The organism is Pseudomonas sp. OE 28.3 (genome assembly GCF_014268205.2).
In the GTDB taxonomy this organism is placed as follows: Bacteria; Pseudomonadota; Gammaproteobacteria; order Pseudomonadales; family Pseudomonadaceae; genus Aquipseudomonas; species Aquipseudomonas edaphica.
In genome coordinates this window covers 6,243,279-6,262,545 of sequence record NZ_CP077082.1, presented here as the reverse complement: position 1 = coordinate 6,262,545, position 19,267 = coordinate 6,243,279, and the positions used below count along the sequence as shown (strand labels likewise).

Genomic DNA, 19,267 nt, shown 5'->3' with positions numbered 1-19,267 from the left:
TTTTGCACCCGGCTCCGTCGGCCCCTGAGCATATGCTGGCCCCAAAGCGCCGGCAGACGATTCGGCGCATGAATCGCCAATAAGGGGACGCCTGATGAGCCCAGCCGAGTTGCACGCCGACAGCATCGTTATCGACGGTCTGATTATTGCCAAGTGGAACCGCGACCTGTTCGAAGACATGCGCAAAGGTGGCCTCACCGCCGCTAATTGCACGGTGTCGGTGTGGGAAGGCTTCCAGGCCACGATCAACAACATCGTTGCCAGCCAGACCCTGATCCGTGAAAACAGCGACCTGGTGATCCCGGTGAAAACTACCGCCGACATTCGCCGTGCAAAAGAGCAGGGCAAGACCGGCATCATCTTCGGCTTCCAGAACGCCCATGCGTTTGAGGACCAACTCGGCTACGTCGAGATCTTCAAGCAGCTCGGCGTGGGTGTGGTGCAGATGTGCTACAACACCCAGAACCTGGTCGGCACCGGTTGCTACGAGCGTGACGGCGGGCTGTCGGGCTTTGGTCGTGAGATCGTCGGTGAGATGAACCGTGTCGGCATCATGTGCGACCTGTCCCACGTCGGTTCCAAAACCAGCGAAGAAGTCATCCTCGAATCGAAAAAGCCAGTGTGCTACTCCCACTGCCTGCCGTCGGGCCTTAAAGAGCACCCGCGCAACAAGTCCGATGAAGAACTCAAGTTCATCGCCGACCATGGCGGTTTTGTCGGCGTGACCATGTTCGCGCCGTTCCTGGCCAAGGGCATCGATTCGACCATCGACGACTACGCCGAAGCCATCGAATACACCATGAACATCGTCGGCGAAGACGCCATTGGCATTGGCACCGACTTCACCCAGGGCCATGGCCAGGATTTCTTTGAAATGCTGACTCATGACAAAGGCTACGCCCGCCGTCTGACCAGCTTCGGCAAGATCATCAACCCGCTGGGCATCCGCACCGTGGGCGAGTTCCCCAACCTCACCGAGACCTTGCTCAAACGCGGCCACAGCGAGCGCGTGGTGCGCAAGATCATGGGCGAGAACTGGGTCAATGTCTTGAAAGACGTCTGGGGCGAATAAGCCACCGCATTTCTCCCCGACCGTTCGCGTCGGGGCATACCTGAGAATTTTCTGGAGTTAAGTTTCCATGGCCAAAATCGCCCCGCAATTGCCTATCGAAGTCGACAGCGAAACCGGTGTCTGGACCTCCGACGCCCTGCCGATGCTATATGTGCCACGGCATTTCTTCGTCAACAACCACATGGGCATCGAAGAAGTGCTGGGCAGCGATGCCTACGCCGAGATCCTCTACAAGGCCGGCTACAAATCCGCCTGGCACTGGTGTGAAAAAGAAGCTGAGTGCCACGGCCTGGAAGGCGTTGCGGTGTTCGAGCACTACATGAAGCGCCTGTCGCAACGCGGCTGGGGCCTGTTCAAGATCCAGGACATCGACCTCGACAAAGGCACCGCCAGCGTCAAGTTGGAACACTCGGCGTTTGTCTACGTGTACGGCAAGGTCGGGCGCAAAGTGGACTACATGTTCACCGGTTGGTTTGCCGGTGCCATGGACCAGATTCTGCAGGCGCGTGGCAGCAAGATTCGCACCGTAGCCGAGCAAGTTTACGGAGGCTCCGAAGAGGGCCATGACGACGGCCTGTTCACCGTCAAGCCGTTGTAAGTCGAGGAACCGTGCCATGGCTTTCGAAGCAATGTTTGCGCCGATCCAGATCGGCAAACTGACCATCCGCAACCGCGTGCTCAGTACCGCCCACGCCGAGGTGTATGCCACCGACGGCGGCATGACCACCGACCGCTATGTGAAGTACTACGAAGAGAAAGCCAAGGGCGGTATCGGCCTGGCGATCTGTGGCGGCTCCTCGGTGGTGGCCATCGACAGCCCGCAGGAATGGTGGAGTTCGGTGAACCTGTCCACCGACCGCATCATCCCGCACTTCCAGAACCTGGCCGATGCCATGCACAAGCATGGCGCCAAGATCATGATCCAGATTACCCACATGGGCCGTCGCTCGCGCTGGGACGGCTTTAACTGGCCAACCCTGATGTCGCCGTCCGGCGTGCGTGAGCCGGTGCACCGTGCTACCTGCAAGACCATCGAGCCGGAAGAAATCTGGCGCGTGATCGGCAACTACGCCAGCGCCGCCAAGCGCGCCAAGGCCGGTGGCCTGGATGGTGTGGAACTGTCCGCGGTGCACCAGCACATGATCGACCAGTTCTGGAGCCCACGGGTCAACAAGCGTACCGACGAATGGGGCGGCACTTTCGAGGGCCGCATGAAGTTCGGCCTGGAAGTACTCAAGGCCGTGCGCGCCGAGGTCGGTGACGACTTCTGCGTGGGCATGCGCCTGTGTGGCGACGAGTTCCACCCGGACGGCTTGTCCCATGAGGACATGAAGCAGATCGCCAAGTATTACGACGACACCGGCATGCTCGATTTTATCGGCGTGGTGGGCTCGGGTTGCGACACCCACAACACCCTGGCCAACGTGATCCCCAACATGAGCTACCCGCCGGAGCCGTTCCTGCACCTGGCGGCCGGTATCAAGGAAGTGGTCAAGGTTCCGGTGCTGCACGCGCAGAACATCAAGGACCCGAACCAGGCCACGCGCATTCTGGAAGGCGGCTATGTGGACATGGTCGGCATGACCCGTGCGCACATCGCCGACCCGCACCTGATCGCCAAGATCAAGATGGGCCAGATCGACCAGATCAAACAATGCGTCGGCGCCAACTACTGCATCGACCGCCAATACCAGGGCCTGGATGTGCTGTGCATCCAGAACGCCGCGACCTCCCGTGAATACATGGGCGTGCCGCACATCATCGAGAAATCCACCGGGGCCAAACGCAAAGTCGTGGTGGTCGGTGCCGGTCCGGCCGGGATGGAAGCGGCGCGGGTCGCGGCCGAACGTGGCCACGACGTGACCCTGTTCGAGAAGAAAGAGTTTATCGGCGGGCAAATCACCACCGCCTCCAAAGCCCCGCAGCGTGACCAGATTGCCGGTATCACCCGCTGGTTCCAGCTGGAGTTGGCGCGCTTGAAAGTCGACCTGCGCCTGGGCGTGGCGGCGGATGCCGAGACCATCCTGGACCTGCGGCCTGACATCGTGGTGCTGGCCGTCGGCGGGCATCCGTTTATCGAGCAGAACGAACATTGGGGCGCCGCTGAAGGCCTGGTGGTGAGCAGTTGGGACGTGCTCGACGGCAAAGTCGCGCCAGGCAAGAACGTGCTGGTGTACGACACCATCTGCGAGTTCACCGGCATGTCGGTGGCCGACTTCCTGGCCGACAAAGGCAGCCAGGTGGAAATCGTCACCGACGACATCAAGCCAGGCGTGGCGATTGGCGGTACGTCGTTCCCGACTTACTACCGCAGCATGTACCCCAAAGAAGTGATCATGACCGGCGACATGATGCTGGAAAAGGTTTACCGCGAGGGCGACAAGCTGGTGGCGGTGCTGGAGAACGAGTACACCGGCGCCAAGGAAGAACGCGTGGTTGACCAGGTGGTGGTCGAGAACGGCGTGCGCCCGGACGAAGCTATCTACTACGGGCTCAAGGAAGGTTCGCGCAACAAGGGCCAGATTGACGTCGAAGCCTTGTTCGCGATCAAGCCGCAGCCGTGCTTGAGCGAAGCGGGTGACGGCTACTTGCTGTTCCGCATTGGTGACTGTGTGGCGCAGCGTAATACCCACGCCGCTATCTATGACGCCCTGCGCTTGTGCAAGGATTTCTAGGCAACCACCGAACCACTGTGGGAACCGGTCAATGTGGGAGCCGGGCTTGCCCGCGATGCAGGCGACTCGGTCTTGAGTGACACCGAGGCGATGCCATCGCAGGCAAGCCAGCTCCCACCTTTATCCGGTTCCCATGCAAGACCTGTGTGGTCTTTGGGAGCTTCACCATGTTGAACACCTTGCTTCCTATTCTCTTGTTTGCAGCCATCGGCCTCGCCGCCCTAGGCGCCCTGCGCCGGGTGAACATGTGGCGCCGTGGGCGTGCTTCCAAGGTTGACTTGCTGGGCGGCCTGCTGGCCATGCCCAAGCGCTACATGGTCGACCTGCACCACGTGGTCGCCCGCGACAAATACATCGCCAACACCCACGTCGCCACAGCCCTGGGCTTTGTGCTGTCGGCGTTGCTGGCCATTTTGGTGCACGGTTTTGGCCTGCATAACCGTATCCTCGGCTATGCCTTGCTGCTGGCCTCGGTGCTGATGTTTGTCGGCGCCACCTTCGTCTATTTACGTCGGCGCAACCCGCCATCACGCCTGTCGAAAGGCCCGTGGATGCGCCTGCCGAAAAGCCTGATGGCGTTCTCGGTCAGCTTCTTCCTGGTGACCTTGCCGGTGGCCGGGATTCTGCCCGCCGACTTCGGCGGCTGGCTGCTCGCCGCGCTCTTGAGCCTGGGCGTGCTGTGGGGCGTAAGCGAAATGTTCTTCGGCATGACCTGGGGCGGGCCGATGAAGCACGCCTTCGCCGGTGCCCTGCACTTGGCCTGGCACCGCCGCGCCGAGCGTTTTGGTGGCGGCCGCTCTACAGGTTTGAAGCCGCTCGACCTCAGCGATAAAACCGCGCCATTGGGCGTGGAAAAACCCAAGGATTTCACCTGGAACCAACTGCTCGGCTTCGACGCCTGCGTGCAGTGCGGCAAGTGCGAAGCGGCGTGCCCGGCGTTCGCCGCCGGCCAGCCGCTGAACCCGAAAAAACTCATTCAGGACATGGTCGTCGGCCTGGCCGGTGGCACCGATGCCAAGTTCGCCGGCAGCCCTTATCCAGGTAAACCGATTGGCGAGCACGGCGGCAACCCGCACCAGCCGATCGTCAACGGCTTGGTTGATGCCGAAACCCTGTGGTCGTGCACCACCTGCCGCGCCTGCGTGGAAGAGTGCCCGATGATGATCGAGCACGTCGACGCCATCGTCGACATGCGCCGCCACCTCACCCTGGAAAAAGGTGCCACGCCGAACAAGGGCGCCGAAGTCCTGGAAAACCTGATCGCCACCGACAACCCCGGCGGCTTCGCACCGGGCGGTCGCCTCAACTGGGCAGCGGACCTGAACTTGCCGTTGCTCAGCGAAAAAGGCAGCAGCGACGTGCTGTTCTGGGTCGGCGACGGCGCTTTCGACATGCGCAACCAACGCACCTTGCGCGCCTTCGTCAAAGTGCTGAAAGCGGCCAAGGTCGATTTTGCAGTACTGGGCCTGGAGGAGCGCGACAGCGGTGACGTCGCTCGCCGCCTGGGTGATGAGGCCACGTTCCAATTGCTCGCCACACGCAACATCCAGACCCTGGCCAAGTACAGCTTCAAGCGTATCGTCACCTGCGACCCGCACAGCTTTCACGTGCTGAAAAACGAATACGGCGCCTTCAACGGTAATTATGTCGTGCAGCACCACAGCACTTTCATGGCCGAGCTGATCGGTGAAGGCGCGCTGAACCTGGGCCAGCACAAGGGCAACAGCGTGACCTACCACGACCCTTGTTACCTGGGCCGTTACAACGGCGAATACGAGGCGCCTCGCCAAGTGCTGCGGGCGTTGGGCATTGAGGTCAAGGAGATGCAACGCTCGGGTTTCCGTTCGCGCTGCTGCGGCGGCGGCGGCGGCGCGCCGATCACCGATATTCCCGGCAAGCAGCGGATCCCGGATATGCGCATGGATGACATCCGCGAAACCGGCGCCGAGCTGGTGGCCGTGGGTTGTCCACAATGCACGGCGATGCTTGAGGGCGTGGTCGAGCCACGACCCCTGATCAAGGACATCGCCGAACTGGTCGCCGACGCGTTGCTTGAAGACGCCGCACCTGGCAAGGCACCCATCAAGCGTCAACCTGCGGAGGTGCACTGATGAGCGACATTATCCGCCGCGACCCACGGGCCGAATGGATCGCCCGCAACCGCCTGCACCCGTTGCACGCCGCCATGCAGCCGCTGCAACACAGTTGGATGGGGCCGAACGGCGTCATCCGCAAAAATGTACATGGCGTGGGTTTTATCGGCCCCAACGGCATCAAGCGTATCGACCGCAGCGGCGCCCAGCAGGGCGGCGCGGCCAAGCGCACGGCGGCGGTGCAAGTGCAGTTGCCGTTGCACCAGGTGCCAGCGCCGGCGTTCTACATCAACGTGGTGCCGGACATGGTTGGTGGGCGCCTGAGCAGCCACGACCGCGATTTGCTCGGCCTTGCCCGGCAACTGGCCGGCAGCGACGGTGCAGTGCTGGCGGTGGTGTTTGGCGAGCACAAAGAAAGTGCTTTTGCCACGGCGGGCGTCGATCGCCTGCTGGTGCTGGAAGGCCACGAATTCGAGGGTTATTCACCGGAGCAACGCGTCCAGGGCCTGCGGGCTGTGGATAACCAGTTCAACCCGCGCCATTGGTTGCTGCCCGACAGCCGCAGTGGCGGCGGTGAATTGGGCCGGCGTTTTGCCGCGAGCCTCAAGGAGCGCCCGGCCACACGCGTCTGGCAGATCAAGGGCGAGGAGTGCATCGGTCGCGCCGGTGCGGGCCAGGAGGATTTGGCCCGGCCACTGCCGCGCCTGATTCTGGCAGCGGTGGAATGCGCCGAGCCGGTCAGCGAAACCCGTCACGAAGTCTTGCCCGTGGAGTTATCCACAGCCTTGGCGCGCAGCCTGCCGCGCATCGAGGATCTCGGCGCAGTGGCGGTGGACCCAGGGGCGATTCCGATGGCCGAGGCGGAGTTTATTTTCTCTGGCGGCAATGGCGTAAAAGATTGGGCACTGTTCCACCAGACCGCCGCCGCCTTGGGCGCCACCGAAGGTGCGTCACGGGTGGCAGTGGATGATGGCTTTATGGCGCGTGATCGTCAGGTCGGTGCCAGCGGTACTTGGGTGACGGCACGGGTGTATGTGGCTGTGGGTATTTCCGGGGCGATCCAGCACCTGCAAGGCATCGGTGCCTGCGACAAGGTGGTGGCAATCAACCTCGACCCTGGCTGCGACATGATCAAGCGTGCCGACTTGTCGGTGATCGGCGAAAGCGCCGCGATTCTGCAAGCCTTGATCGAGGCGGTGCAGGTGTACCGCAACGGCGCCAAGCGCGACGCAGCCTAGGGACATGACCATGACCACGAATGTAATCAGCCTGGTGTCAATCGGCGCCCACCCGACCTCCGGCCGCCCACGCCGTGCGGAGCAGGATGCACGCGCCGTCGAGCTGGGCCTGCAGCTGGCTGGGGATAAGTTGCAGGTGTTGCATGCCGGTGACGTTAACGAGCCGACGTTGCGCAGCTACCTGGGCATGGGCCTGCCGCAATTGCATGTGCTGGAACAACCGGCGGGCAGCGACGCCTTGCCGGTGCTCAGTGATTATCTGCGCGAGACTGGCGCCCACGTAGTGCTCACCGGCAGCCAGGCGGAAACCGGCGAAGGCTCAGGCATGTTGCCGTTTCTTTTGGCCGAGCAATTGGGTTGGCCATTGATAGTCGGGCTGGCGCAAGTGGAATCTATCGATGGCGGCATTGCCCATGTGCTGCAAGCCTTGCCGCGCGGGCAGCGGCGGCGCCTGAAGGTGCGCCTGCCGTTTCTGGCGACTGTGGATAACGCCGCGCCCAAACCACGGCAAAGCGCCTATGGCCCGGCGCAACGCGGTGAACTGGCGGCCCATGAGGTCGAAATCGAGACGGACGAGTTACTCGCAGACGCAGTGTTGCAACCGGCCAAGCCCCGGCCCAAGCGCCTCAAGGTGATTAAGGCCAAGAGCGGCGCGGACCGGATGAAGGCGGCGACCGCCAAGGCCAGCGGCGGCGGTGGGCAAGTGCTCAAAGGTCTTAGCCCCGAGGCGGGCGCGGAAGCGATTCTGAAGCTACTCATTGAAGAAGGCGTGGTGCGCTGATTACCTGTGGGAGCTGGCTTGTGTGGGAGCTGGCTTGCCTGCGATAGCATCACCTCGGTCTGACTGATGGACCGAGGTGCCTGTATCGCAGGCAAGCCAGCTCCCACAGAAAGCTCGCCCGCCACACTGTCTTTACGATGCATCGTTGGATTACCCACAATCCCTGTTGATCCGCCTGTGGATAACCTGTTCGCGGTTGTCCACACCCCCGGCTAATCAAGCCCTGCAGCCCTCTGTACGAAAAACAACCAGGCTAACTGACGGTTTTGCTTGGGTTTTTTCCTGGATAAGTTTGAAACCCTGCACAAACTTGCCCCCAAAGTCTGTTGGCGCTTCTGTGGATAAGATGTTCGCTACTGGCTGTGAGCCTTATAAATAAAGGCTTTCAGTGGTATGGTCAAAATATGATCAATTTGGCTTATTGGCTCGCTGAAACCCCTGGATGCCCCGATTTGTGAAGGTTTGACGCGGTTTTCCACAACGCCGGCGAAGTTGCCCCCAAAGTCTGTTGGTGCTTCTGTGGATAAGGTGTTCGCGTACTGCTGCAGGCCACGTATTAAGAGGCTTTCAAGGGGTTGATCAATAAGTGATCAGGTGTGGCTAAAACCGCACGACTTGAATAAGTCACGGATTTTCTTCAGTTAATTTAGAGGGCCGGGCACACTTGCCCACAATTGCTGTGGGTGGCTTTGTGGATAAGTTGTTGGGCGAAGGCTGGAGGGTAGATCGGCAAAGGGCTGTAAGGGGGGTGATCATTATTTGAACAGTGACCAATATACATGTGGGAGCAGGCAAGCCAGCTCCCACAGTTTGATCTTTGGTGTGTCAGCTATTCGTGCGCCGCTACACCCTTAAGGTAAGGCGCTGGCGCCGCGCCCAGGTTGTTCAACAAACGCTCGCTGTACCAATCGACAAAGTTCACCACACCAAACTCATAGGTCTTGGAGTACGGCCCTGGCTGGTACGCGGTGGAGTTGATCCCGCGCTGGTTTTCTTCGGCGAGGCGGCGGTCCTGGTCATTGGTGGCGTCCCAGACCTGGCGCATACGCTCCACGTCGTAGTCCACACCTTCGACGGCGTCCTTGTGCACGATCCACTTGGTGGTGACCATGGTTTCCTGGGCGCTGATCGGCCACACGGTGAACACAATGATGTGGTCGCCCATGCAGTGGTTCCACGAATGCGGCAGGTGCAGGATGCGCATCGAGCCCAGGTCCGGGTTCTTGATGCGGCCCATGAGCTTGGCGCAGCCTTGCTTGCCGTCCAGGGTCATCGACACGGTGCCTTTGAGCAACGGCATGCGTACGATGCGGTTGCGCAGGCCGAAGCTGGCGTGGGCGTAAGGGATCTTTTCGGCGTCCCACGCAGCGGCGGAGGCGGCAACGTGGTCCTTGAAGGCCTGGTCGGCACGCGGGTCGGTGACGTCGTCCCATTCCAGCAGGGTTTTCAGCAGTTCCGGGTGCGACGCGTTGCAGTGGTAGCACTCGCGGTTGTTTTCCAGCACCAGCTTCCAGTTGGCCTTTTCGAACAAGGTGGTTTGAATCGCCACCTTGGTGTTCTCCATGTCGTAGGGTTCCATGTAGTGGTTCAGCGTCGACAGGAAGTCATCGATGGCCGGCGGGTTTTCGGCCAGGCTGATGAAGATGTAGCCGCCAGCCGTTTTCACGTTCACAGGCTTCAGGCCGTACTGCTTCATGTCGAAGTCGGCGCCCATCTCGGTGCCGGCGAACAACAGGCGGCCGTCCAGTTCGTAGGTCCACTGGTGGTAGTGGCAAACGAGCTTGGCGACCTTGCCCTTGTCGCTGGTGCACAGGCGCGAGCCCCGGTGGCGGCACACGTTATGGAAGGCATGCACCACGCCGTCGGCACCACGGATCACGATGATCGGGTTCTTGCCGATTTGCAGGGTGATGTAGTTGCCCTTGGTGGGGATCTCGCAGGTCATGCCGGCGATCAACCACTCTTTCTGGAAGATCTCCTGCATGTCGATATCAAACAACCGCTCATCAGAGTAGAACGGCTGCGGCAGCGAAAAAGTGCGCTCGCGCTCTTGCAGCATTTGCGCGGTGGCCTTGCGTGCGGGTTCCAGCGGATCGCCCAAGCTTAAGGTTGCGGTGACGTCCATCGTGTGTGTCCTCATGGCCATTCTGTGTGGCCGGCGAAAGTGGCTGATCAGGTTTTGCAGCAAGGCGTAAAGAAAGCGTAGTTGTTGGCAGCGAGTGTGGGGCCGCCGATGCGCCGAACCTTGTCCATTAACGACATGGCCCACTCTGATCCCGACGCGCAAGCCCCGTGGTATGGGGGCTGGTCGCGATAAGTATGTGAATGTCGCAGATAGGTAAATGGGCGGTTCCGGCGTTACGCAGAATCGCCACCATAAAGCCGAGCATCGGCAGTGGAGAGCAAGCATGTCCAACAATTTCCTGAACCCGGTAACCACCCAGACCTGGGCCAATGGTCGGCACATCGTCCGTTGCGTCAAAGTCATCCAGGAAACCTGGGACGTGCGCACCTTTTGCTTCATGGCCGACCAGCCGATCCTGTTCTTTTTCAAGCCGGGGCAGTTTGTGACCCTGGAGCTTGAGATCGAAGGCCAGCCGATCATGCGCTCGTACACCATTTCCAGTTCGCCGTCGGTGCCGTACAGCTTCTCGGTGACCATCAAGCGCGTGCCGGGTGGGCGGGTTTCCAACTGGCTGCACGACACCCTGCATGAAGGGCAAGAGCTGGCGGTGCACGGGCCGGTCGGGCTGTTTAATGCCATCGACTTCCCAAGCCCGAAAGTGCTGTACCTCAGTGGCGGTGTCGGCATCACGCCGGTTATGTCCATGGCGCGCTGGTTCTACGACACCAACGCGAATGTCGACATGACGTTTGTCCACAGCGCCCGTTCGCCCAAAGACATCATTTACCACCGCGAGCTGGAGCACATGGCGTCGCGGATCGACAACTTCAGCCTGCACCTGATCTGCGAAAAACACGGGCTGGGCGAGCCTTGGGCGGGTTATCGCGGTTACTTGAACCACAAGATGCTGGAATTGATGGTGCCGGACTTCCTTGAGCGCGAAGTGTTCTGCTGCGGCCCTACGCCGTACATGAGCGCAGTGAAACGCCTGCTGGAGGCCGCCGGCTTCGACATGACGCGCTATCACGAGGAGTCCTTCGGCGCCACGCCGCCGGAAGCCCGCGCCGATGCGGTGGAACAAGCCGAGCAAGCAGCGGACGCGCCAGAGATCGACCTGGCAGACCTGCATCAAGTGGAATTTATCGCCTCCGGCAAAAGCATCCGCGTGGCACCGGGCGAAACCGTGCACGCAGCCGCGGCCAAGCTTGGCCTGCTGATCCCTAAAGCGTGCGGCATGGGCATTTGTGGAACATGCAAGGTGATGAAGCTGGGCGGGGAGGTCGAGATGGACCACAACGGCGGGATCACCGAGGAAGACGAAGCCGAAGGCTACATCCTGTCGTGCTGCAGCGTGCCGAAGGGCGACGTGCGCATCGAGTTCTAATAGGGCGGGACGCGGAGCGCCCCAGGAGGCATTCCCACGCAGAGCGTCACTAGTGTCCGGTAAACATGTTTCCCCGATCGTTCCCACGCTCCGCGTGGGAATGCAGCCCGTGACGCTCCGCGTCACACAGTGCCCAGTATTCAAGTCATGCGCATAGAGCGGGACGCGGAGCGCCCCAGGAGGCATTCTCACGCAGAGCGTGGGAACGAGCTGGTTGAGTGTCCCGGATCGTTCCCACGCTCCGCGTGGGAATGCAGCCCGTGAAGCTCCGCGTCACAAAGTGCCCAGTATTCAAGCCATGCGCATAGAGCGGGACGCGGAGCGCCCCAGGAGGCATTCCCACGCAGAGCGTGGGAACGAGCTGTTTGAGTGCCCCCGATCATTCCCACGCTCCGCGTGGGAATGCAGCCCGTGAAGCTCCGCGTCACAAAGTGCCCAGTATTCAAGCCATGCGCATAGAGCGGGACGCGGAGCGCCCCAGGAGGCATTCCCACGCAGAGAGGGGGCGGCGGGCACTAGTGCCACTGTTGAATTTCGATGAGCCCTTCCTGCCCTGCGTAATTGCGCGCACTGGAATACCGCCAGTGTTCGGCTAGGTCCACATATCCTCGTTTCACCGGGTTGTGGTGAATGTAATCAAGTTTCTGGTGCATCACCCCCTCGCTGTACACCAACTCAGCGTGTGCGCCTTCCTGCCAAAGTTGATAAGCCCGGTCTACCTTGTGCGCCCGTTTGCTGAACCGCAGGCGTTGTAATAAACGCTCTGCGCCTCGGCGCTGCAAATCATCAATGATGGTACGGGCGGTAAAGGATTTGAATTGGCTCACGCATTTGCCAAGGTCGGGAGCCTGAGCGACGAAGTGCAAGTGGTTTTCGAGAACGACGTAGCCGAAGAGATTCAGGGCGTGGTGGTTTTGTTGATATCGCCAGCAGTCCAAAAGATGACCAACGATGTAGTCACGGGTGAACAGCGGTAGCCACTCCATGACGGTGCAGGTGAGGAAGTGCGGCTTTTCGGGTTCGGTGATGACGTAGCGGCTTCTGCCCATGGATTCGTCCTTGAATCTGGGTGCGGCTTGGACGCAGAGCGTCCGGGGATGCATTCCCACGCAGAGCGTGGGAACGATCATGTACATTCAGTTAATCGCGCCCGCGCGAGCGTGGGAGCGATCGGGTCAGCTTGGTTAGCGTGCGTATATCTGTATGGCGAACTGCTCACCTGATGCTGTCAGTTCAAAGGTTTTTTCGGTGATGACCAGGGTTCTTGAAGGCTCCCTGATGGTGTCACCGACTTTCGCCAGTTTCCTGAACTCATCCCAGCTCACAAACGTGGTGCTGAGACTGCCTTCCTGCAACGCTTTAGTGTTGTAGCATTGAACTTCCATGGTCTAACCCTCTGCTGGATTTCCGTTTCCGACCGATTATTCGGCAGGCAGTTGTGCCCGAAAGGTGGCCGCTGCAGCGGCGTTTTCCTTTCGGGTTCCAAGAGGCTAGACGATGAAAGTGGACTGTGATGCTGTCGGAAATACCAAATAACAGTCTCGGCAATGCGCCAGTATTCGTGAGGCTTAAGCGTTCATCACTTCCCTAATGTCTGCGGCTAATTCTCTTACGCGTTCTTCTTCGGTATCCCACGCACACATGAACCGTGCGCCACCTTTGCCAATGAAGGTGTAGAAGCGCCAGCCCTTGGCCGTCAGCGCTGCGATGGCCGGTTCCGAGAGTTGCAGGAACACGCCGTTGGCCTGTACCGGGAACATCAGTTCCACGCCGGGAATGTCCGCCACCAGGCTGCTGAGCAATTGGGCGCATTGGTTGGCGTGGCGGGCGTGTTTGAGCCAGGCATCGTTTTCCAGCAGGCCCACCCATGGGGCGGAGAGGAAGCGCATTTTCGAGGCCAGCTGGCCGGCCTGTTTGCAGCGGTAATCGAAGTCTTCAGCCAGTTTGTGGTTGAAGAACAGGATGGCTTCGCCTACTGCCATGCCGTTTTTGGTGCCGCCGAAACACAGTACATCCACACCGGCTTTCCAGGTCAGGTCGGCCGGCGAGCAGCCCAGGAACGCGCAGGCGTTGGAGAAGCGCGCGCCGTCCATGTGCAGGTTCAGGCCCAGCTCTTTGCAGGTGACGCTGATGGCGCGGATTTCTTCCGGGGTATACACGCTGCCCACTTCCGTGGCTTGGGTGAGGGTGACCACGCGCGGTTTGGGGTAGTGGATGTCCTGGCGCTTGAGGGCGATCTCGCGGATCGATTCGGGCGTCAGCTTGCCGTTTTCGGTGCGGGCGGTGAGCAGCTTGGAGCCGTTGGAGAAGAACTCCGGCGCACCACATTCGTCGGTTTCGACGTGGGCGGTTTCCGAGCAAATCACGCTATGGTAGCTCTGGCACAGCGAAGACAGCGCCAGGGAGTTGGCCGCGGTGCCGTTGAAGGCGAAGAACACTTCACAGTCGGTTTCGAACAAATTGCGGAAACCGTCGGCGGCACGGTGGGTCCACTCATCGTCGCCGTAGGCGCGTTGATGGCCCTGGTTGGCTTGTTCCATGGCGGCCCAGGCTTCCGGGCAGATGCCGGAATAGTTGTCGCTGGCGAATTGTTGGCTATTGTCGGTCATGGCCCATTCCTGTGGTCGATGTTGGTGCGCACTGTAACCAAGATTGTCGCGGGTGCGCACGCACTGTAAATGCAAAGTCACTGGGGAATTATGCACGGTACACACACGTTGGCTGTCGGACGCGTCCGCGATGGCGCACTGGATCTGCTCAAGTGGCTGGCGCTGCTGAGCATGGTGCTCGACCACTTGCGTTATGTCGGTTTGAGCCTGGACGGCCTGTACGTGCCGGGGCGCCTGGCGTTTCCGTGGTTTTGCCTGGCGATTGCAGCCAATTTGCACCGGGTCGCCAATGCTCCCGTCACGGGCCAGTGGCGCTACCTGGGCTGGCTGTTGCTGTTCAGTGTGATCAGTGAAGTGCCCTACCGGATGTTTATCGAGGATGCCGATACATTGAACGTCTTGCCGACGTTGGCGCTGGGGTTGCTGGTTGCCCGAGGATGGCAGCAGAAGGTGCTTTTTGATCGAGGATTGGCGCTGATTGCCCTAGTCATCGCGGCGCTGTTTTCTGCCCAGCTGATGTTCGGGTTTTTCGGTGTGTTACTGCCGCTGGCGATGCTGCTGGTGTTTAACCGGCCATGGTATTTCAGCGTGTTGCCGGGTTTGGTCTGCGTGGCCGCCAATCAATGGCAGATTCTGCTCAATAGCGGCACGCCTGTGGCGCTTATGGGGTTGGCCGCTTGCCTGATTGCGCCCTTGGCGGGTTTGGTCTTGTTGCGACACGCCAAAAACGTCTCGCCACCGGCGATGCGCCGCTGGGCTTACGCGCTTTATCCGTTACATTTTTTACTTTTGTTGGGGGTTCGAAAGGCCATTGGCTGACATCGACTCGAGCCAACAAGGTGGGAACGGATGAGCCGCGTAGAAATCGCGCATTTTTTGTACGTCGCGCTCGAACCAATCTCGCAGCCACTGGCAATATTGAAGTGAAATAGCCTGCCTGTGCATTGGGTTGAGGCTTTCGTCGGCAATACATTGCGCGGCCATCATTCCTGACATCAGCGCCTTGAGTACGCCATGAGAGGCGCCCGGGTCCAACCTGCTGGCTGCGTCTCCGATGATGAAATAGCCGTTACCCGCTGCCTGATCACAGATTGACCAAGTGACATCTGCCCCCCGGATCGTTCCTTCACACGGTAAGTGTTCAAAACAGGCTGGAACAGCCGCCATCTTCGGTGATTTATCTTGCACAAAGTGCAGTCTCGTCCAGTGATAAAGCTGCTGGCCGATGTGAGCCGTCCAATACCAGCCCGATGGGTCTGCGAAGATGCCGAGCGCATTTTCCTGGACTGTTCCTCGCTTATAGCCATACACGGCAGTCAGCGGGGGCGAGCAGCGACGCGATGTCAGCCTTAATTGGCGTGCAAGCCAGCCGTGAGCGCCACTGGCATCAATAAGGTGCCTGCAAAACAGTTGCCCGGCCTGGGTCTGGAGGCCCACCACTCGATCTCTTATCTGCAACACGGTCTTTGCCTGGCAGGGTTGCAGGACGTGGACACCTGACGCGGCTGCTCGATCCAGCAGCAACCCGTCCAGCATTGCTCGGGGAGTCTGAAACCCCCGCCAAGGTCCGTTTTGGTCTTGCCCGAAAGGCACAAAGTGTCGTTCAGTGTCCCACCTCACCCAAGTACCCGCAGGCCGGACGAAGGCGTCGCCGCGGATTTTTTCAGCCACACCCAGTTGCTGAAGCAGAGGCTCTAAGCCGGGGTGCAGGGTTTCACCCGGGCGGTGGCGCGGAAAAGACAGGCGCTCAATCAGTGCCACTTTCAAGCCCTGTTGAGCGCAGCAAATGGCCGCCGCGCAACCCGCCGGGCCGGCACCTATTATGATCACGTCATAGCGGCCTGCGCTGTCGGGCGTTGCCATGCTGAATGTGTCGATAAACCAATTTCCAGGTGTGGTGCTCAATGACAGTTTGACGCGCCGGAAAGCATCGATTCGCCGTTGATATTCCTGCGAGTCGACTTTGCCTGTGAGTGCCAATGAGAACTTCCCGTTCAGCGCGTTCTCTGTGTAGTCGGTATAGAAGTAAGTTTCGTACGCTCTATGGGGCGCGTAATTGGCGACGTATTTTTTCGGAGCGGGTACGCCATCCCACGGGAAACCGGCACTTTTGCCGATCTCCTGATCCAGCATTGGTTTTACGGTCGGACCCGCCCCGACGTTTGGTGGATAGGCTTGTGCTGAGTCTGATGCAACTGCAGGCCAGAATGAACTCAACGCTGCGCAGAGCTTGGCATCCTCGGGGAATGGGCTGCCCAGCCTGTACGCTGCCAGGTGCGCCACGCTGCCCAATTCGGGGTCAGTCGTCACAAGGCCAACATCCCAGCCTGGCGCGAATATCCCTGCGCTCGCATCGGGGAAGGCACCACGCGCACCGTGCAGGTGTAACGCTTTGCGTCAGCGGCGTGGCCAGGTTGGGCGAAGAGTCGAGCGCCATGCCCGCGTTCCTCAACGGTGTAGGGCGTTCAATCTGTTGGACTGAGCAGTGAAAGCGTCGAATACATGAGCTGGCGCTGTTTGAGTGGCAAGCGTAGCCAAGTTTTCAGGCGTGTGAGGCTTAAAGTGTCAGGTTTCTGTTTCTAAATCTTCAGGCGGCCCGAGCCATCTGCGTGTTTTATCGCCCACCCGCGAAGCCATGTCGTAAACGCACCTTTGCGTGGCGTGCGTAGGCATTTGACCTCGCTGCGCCAGCCCTACCATCGCATCAAAGGGCCCTGCGAGGGCCTCAACAATACGAAAGGCTGGGAGAGACGCGATGTTCAGCAAAAAAGACCAGATCCAAGGGTATGACGACGCATTGCTGGCGGCGATGAATGCCGAGGAGCAGCGTCAGGAAGACCATATCGAGCTGATCGCGTCAGAGAACTACACCAGCAAACGCGTCATGGAAGCCCAGGGCAGCGGCCTGACCAACAAATACGCCGAAGGCTACCCAGGCAAGCGCTACTACGGCGGCTGCGAGCATGTGGACAAGGTTGAAGCCCTGGCCATCGAGCGCGCCAAACAACTGTTCGGCGCTGATTACGCCAACGTGCAGCCACACTCCGGTTCGTCCGCCAACAGCGCGGTGTACCTGGCGCTGATCAATGCCGGTGACACCATCCTGGGCATGAGCCTGGCCCACGGCGGCCACTTGACCCACGGCGCCAAAGTGTCGTCCTCGGGCAAGCTCTACAACGCCGTGCAGTACGGCATCAACACCGACACCGGCCTGATCGACTACGACGAAGTTGAGCGCCTGGCCGTCGAATGCCAGCCGAAAATGATCGTGGCCGGTTTCTCCGCTTACTCCAAGACCCTCGATTTTCCGCGCTTCCGTCAGATCGCCGACAAGGTTGGCGCACTGCTGTTCGTCGACATGGCCCACGTCGCCGGCCTGGTTGCCGCGGGCCTGTACCCGAACCCGCTGCCTTACGCCGATGTGGTCACCACCACCACCCACAAAACCCTGCGCGGCCCACGTGGCGGTTTGATCCTGGCCAAGGCCAACGAAGCCATCGAGAAGAAACTCAACGCTGCTGTGTTCCCCGGCGCCCAGGGCGGCCCGCTGATGCACGTTATCGCCGGCAAGGCCGTGTGCTTCAAGGAAGCGCTGGAGCCCGGTTTCAAGGCTTACCAACAACAGGTGATCGACAACGCCCAGGCCATGGCAGACGTGTTTATCAAGCGCGGCTACGACGTGGTGTCCGGCGGTACCGATAACCACCTGTTCCTGGTCAGCCTGATCCGCCAGGGCCTTACCGGCAAAGACGCGGACGCTGCCCTCGGCCGCGCCCACATCACCGTCAACAAGAACGCCGTGCCGAATGACCCGCAGTCGCCGTTCGTGACCTCGGGCCTGCGCATCGGCACCCCGGCGGTGACCACGCGGGGTTTCAAGGTGCCGCAATGCATCGAGCTGGCCGGCTGGATCTGCGACATCCTCGACAACCTCGGCGACGCCGATGTCGAGGCCAACGTGGCCAAGCACGTGTCTGCCCTGTGCGCTGATTTCCCGGTTTATCGCTGAGCGCGGTTTTGGAGTAATGACTATGCAACGCTACTCGGGCTTCGGCCTCTTCAAGCACTCACTCAGCCACCACGAAAACTGGCAGAAGATGTGGCGCACGCCCACACCGAAAAAGGTCTACGACGTGGTTATCGTCGGCGGCGGCGGGCATGGTCTGGCGACGGCTTACTATTTGGCCAAAGAGCACGGCATCACCAACGTGGCCGTGGTCGAGAAAGGCTGGCTGGGCGGCGGTAACACCGCTCGCAACACCACCATCGTGCGTTCCAACTACCTGTGGGACGAGTCGGCGCACCTGTACGAACACGCGATGAAACTGTGGGAAGGCCTGTCCCAGGACCTGAACTACAACGTGATGTTCTCCCAGCGTGGCGTCTACAACCTGTGCCACACCCTGCAAGACATCCGGGACTCCGAGCGTCGCGTGAGCGCCAACCGCCTCAACGGCGTGGACGGCGAGTTGCTCAACGCCAAACAAGTGGCCGACGAGATCCCGTACCTCGACTGCTCAAAAAACACCCGCTACCCGGTACTCGGCGCCACCGTGCAACGGCGCGGCGGCGTAGCCCGCCACGATGCCGTGGCCTGGGGCTTCGCGCGCGCCGCTGACGCACTCGGCGTGGACCTGATCCAGCAGACCGAAGTGATCGGCTTTCGCAAGGAAAACGGCGTGTGCATCGGCGTCGAAACCAACAAGGGTTTTATTGGCGCCAAGCGCGTGGGTGTGGTCACTGCCGGTAACTCCGGGCACATGGCCTCGCTCGCCGGCTTCCGCCTGCCAATCGAATCCCACCCGCTGCAAGCGCTGGTGTCCGAGCCGATCAAGCCGATTATCGACAGCGTGATCATGTCCAACGCCGTGCACGGTTACATCAGCCAGTCCGACAAGGGCGACCTGGTGATCGGCGCCGGTATCGACGGCTACAACGGCTACGGCCAGCGCGGCTCGTACCCGGTAATCGAACACACCATCCAGGCCATCGTCGAGATGTTCCCGGTGCTGTCGCGGGTGCGCATGAACCGCCAGTGGGGCGGCATCGTCGACACCACGCCGGACGCCTGCCCGATCATCTCCAAAACCCCGGTGCCGAACATGTTCTTCAACTGCGGCTGGGGCACCGGCGGTTTTAAAGCCACTCCAGGCTCAGGCAACGTGTTTGCCGCCAGCCTCGCCAAGGGTGAAATGCACCCATTGGCAGCGCCATTCTCCATCGACCGTTTCCACAACGGTGCGTTGATCGACGAACACGGCGCTGCGGCCGTCGCCCACTAACAGGAGAA

General features: G+C 60.5%; 15 protein-coding genes. 10 read left to right on the top strand and 5 right to left on the bottom strand.

What is annotated here, in order from left to right; genetic code table 11:
* Positions 1-94: 94 nt before the first annotated feature.
* The 6 genes from HU759_RS28265 (at position 95) to HU759_RS28240 (ending at position 7,859) form a co-directional block, all read left to right on the top strand.
* Complete coding sequence (locus HU759_RS28265) at positions 95-1,072, top strand: dipeptidase (RefSeq protein WP_014720245.1); 978 nt, start codon at positions 95-97, stop codon at positions 1,070-1,072.
* Positions 1,073-1,139: 67 nt separating this feature from the next.
* Positions 1,140-1,670: a DUF5943 domain-containing protein gene (locus HU759_RS28260; protein WP_099550381.1), complete on the top strand. Its 531-nt coding sequence runs from the start codon at positions 1,140-1,142 to the stop codon at positions 1,668-1,670.
* A gap of 16 nt (positions 1,671-1,686) precedes the next feature.
* Positions 1,687-3,747, top strand: a complete 2,061-nt coding sequence (dgcA, locus tag HU759_RS28255; RefSeq protein ID WP_069552019.1) for a dimethylglycine demethylation protein DgcA — start codon at positions 1,687-1,689, stop codon at positions 3,745-3,747.
* Positions 3,748-3,914: 167 nt separating this feature from the next.
* Positions 3,915-5,858 carry a dimethylglycine demethylation protein DgcB gene (gene dgcB, locus HU759_RS28250; RefSeq protein WP_169987521.1) on the top strand — a complete coding sequence of 648 codons (1,944 nt, stop codon included), beginning with the start codon at positions 3,915-3,917 and terminating at the stop codon, positions 5,856-5,858.
* Positions 5,858-7,078 (top strand): electron transfer flavoprotein subunit alpha/FixB family protein, encoded by a 1,221-nt coding sequence (locus HU759_RS28245; protein WP_099550384.1) that lies wholly within the window; start codon positions 5,858-5,860, stop codon positions 7,076-7,078. The genes dgcB and HU759_RS28245 overlap by 1 nt, the downstream gene beginning before the upstream one ends.
* 10 nt (positions 7,079-7,088) lie before the next feature.
* Positions 7,089-7,859 (top strand): electron transfer flavoprotein subunit beta, encoded by a 771-nt coding sequence (locus HU759_RS28240; protein ID WP_017139361.1) that lies wholly within the window; start codon positions 7,089-7,091, stop codon positions 7,857-7,859.
* A gap of 829 nt (positions 7,860-8,688) precedes the next feature.
* Here the strand turns inward: HU759_RS28240 and gbcA are convergent.
* A complete protein-coding gene (gene gbcA, locus HU759_RS28235) occupies positions 8,689-9,984 on the bottom strand; it encodes a glycine-betaine demethylase subunit GbcA (RefSeq protein WP_017139360.1) in 1,296 nt (431 codons plus the stop codon).
* Between the two features lie 283 nt (positions 9,985-10,267).
* Here gbcA and gbcB point away from each other — a divergent pair, with 283 nt between their 5' ends.
* Entirely contained in the window at positions 10,268-11,368 is a 1,101-nt protein-coding gene (gene gbcB, locus HU759_RS28230; RefSeq protein ID WP_017139359.1) for a glycine-betaine demethylase subunit GbcB, read from the top strand.
* Positions 11,369-11,883: 515 nt separating this feature from the next.
* On the opposite strand, the gene HU759_RS28225 is transcribed toward gbcB, so the two are convergent.
* The 3 genes from HU759_RS28225 to HU759_RS28215 all read right to left on the bottom strand — a co-directional run bounded on the left by HU759_RS28225 (position 11,884) and on the right by HU759_RS28215 (position 13,977).
* Positions 11,884-12,417: a hypothetical protein gene (locus HU759_RS28225; RefSeq protein WP_026013773.1), complete on the bottom strand. Its 534-nt coding sequence runs from the start codon at positions 12,415-12,417 to the stop codon at positions 11,884-11,886.
* Positions 12,418-12,552: 135 nt separating this feature from the next.
* Positions 12,553-12,753 carry a hypothetical protein gene (locus HU759_RS28220; protein ID WP_017137985.1) on the bottom strand — a complete coding sequence of 67 codons (201 nt, stop codon included), beginning with the start codon at positions 12,751-12,753 and terminating at the stop codon, positions 12,553-12,555.
* A gap of 183 nt (positions 12,754-12,936) precedes the next feature.
* The gene (locus tag HU759_RS28215) at positions 12,937-13,977 is read right to left on the bottom strand and encodes a low specificity L-threonine aldolase (RefSeq protein ID WP_017137986.1); all 1,041 of its coding nucleotides are present in this window, start codon (positions 13,975-13,977) and stop codon (positions 12,937-12,939) included.
* A gap of 90 nt (positions 13,978-14,067) precedes the next feature.
* Here HU759_RS28215 and HU759_RS28210 point away from each other — a divergent pair, with 90 nt between their 5' ends.
* Positions 14,068-14,796 carry a TraX family protein gene (locus HU759_RS28210; protein ID WP_169987519.1) on the top strand — a complete coding sequence of 243 codons (729 nt, stop codon included), beginning with the start codon at positions 14,068-14,070 and terminating at the stop codon, positions 14,794-14,796.
* Here HU759_RS28210 and HU759_RS28205 read toward each other — a convergent pair.
* Positions 14,761-16,287: an FAD-dependent oxidoreductase gene (locus HU759_RS28205; protein ID WP_225933015.1), complete on the bottom strand. Its 1,527-nt coding sequence runs from the start codon at positions 16,285-16,287 to the stop codon at positions 14,761-14,763. The two genes, HU759_RS28210 and HU759_RS28205, sit on opposite strands and share 36 nt — an antisense overlap.
* A 445-nt stretch (positions 16,288-16,732) precedes the next feature.
* Here HU759_RS28205 and glyA point away from each other — a divergent pair, with 445 nt between their 5' ends.
* Both glyA and HU759_RS28195 read left to right on the top strand, forming a co-directional pair.
* A complete protein-coding gene (gene glyA / locus HU759_RS28200; protein WP_099550385.1) occupies positions 16,733-17,986 on the top strand; it encodes a serine hydroxymethyltransferase in 1,254 nt (417 codons plus the stop codon).
* A 22-nt stretch (positions 17,987-18,008) separates the two neighbouring features.
* Positions 18,009-19,259: a sarcosine oxidase subunit beta gene (locus tag HU759_RS28195; RefSeq protein ID WP_010207084.1), complete on the top strand. Its 1,251-nt coding sequence runs from the start codon at positions 18,009-18,011 to the stop codon at positions 19,257-19,259.
* Positions 19,260-19,267: the final 8 nt, after the last annotated feature.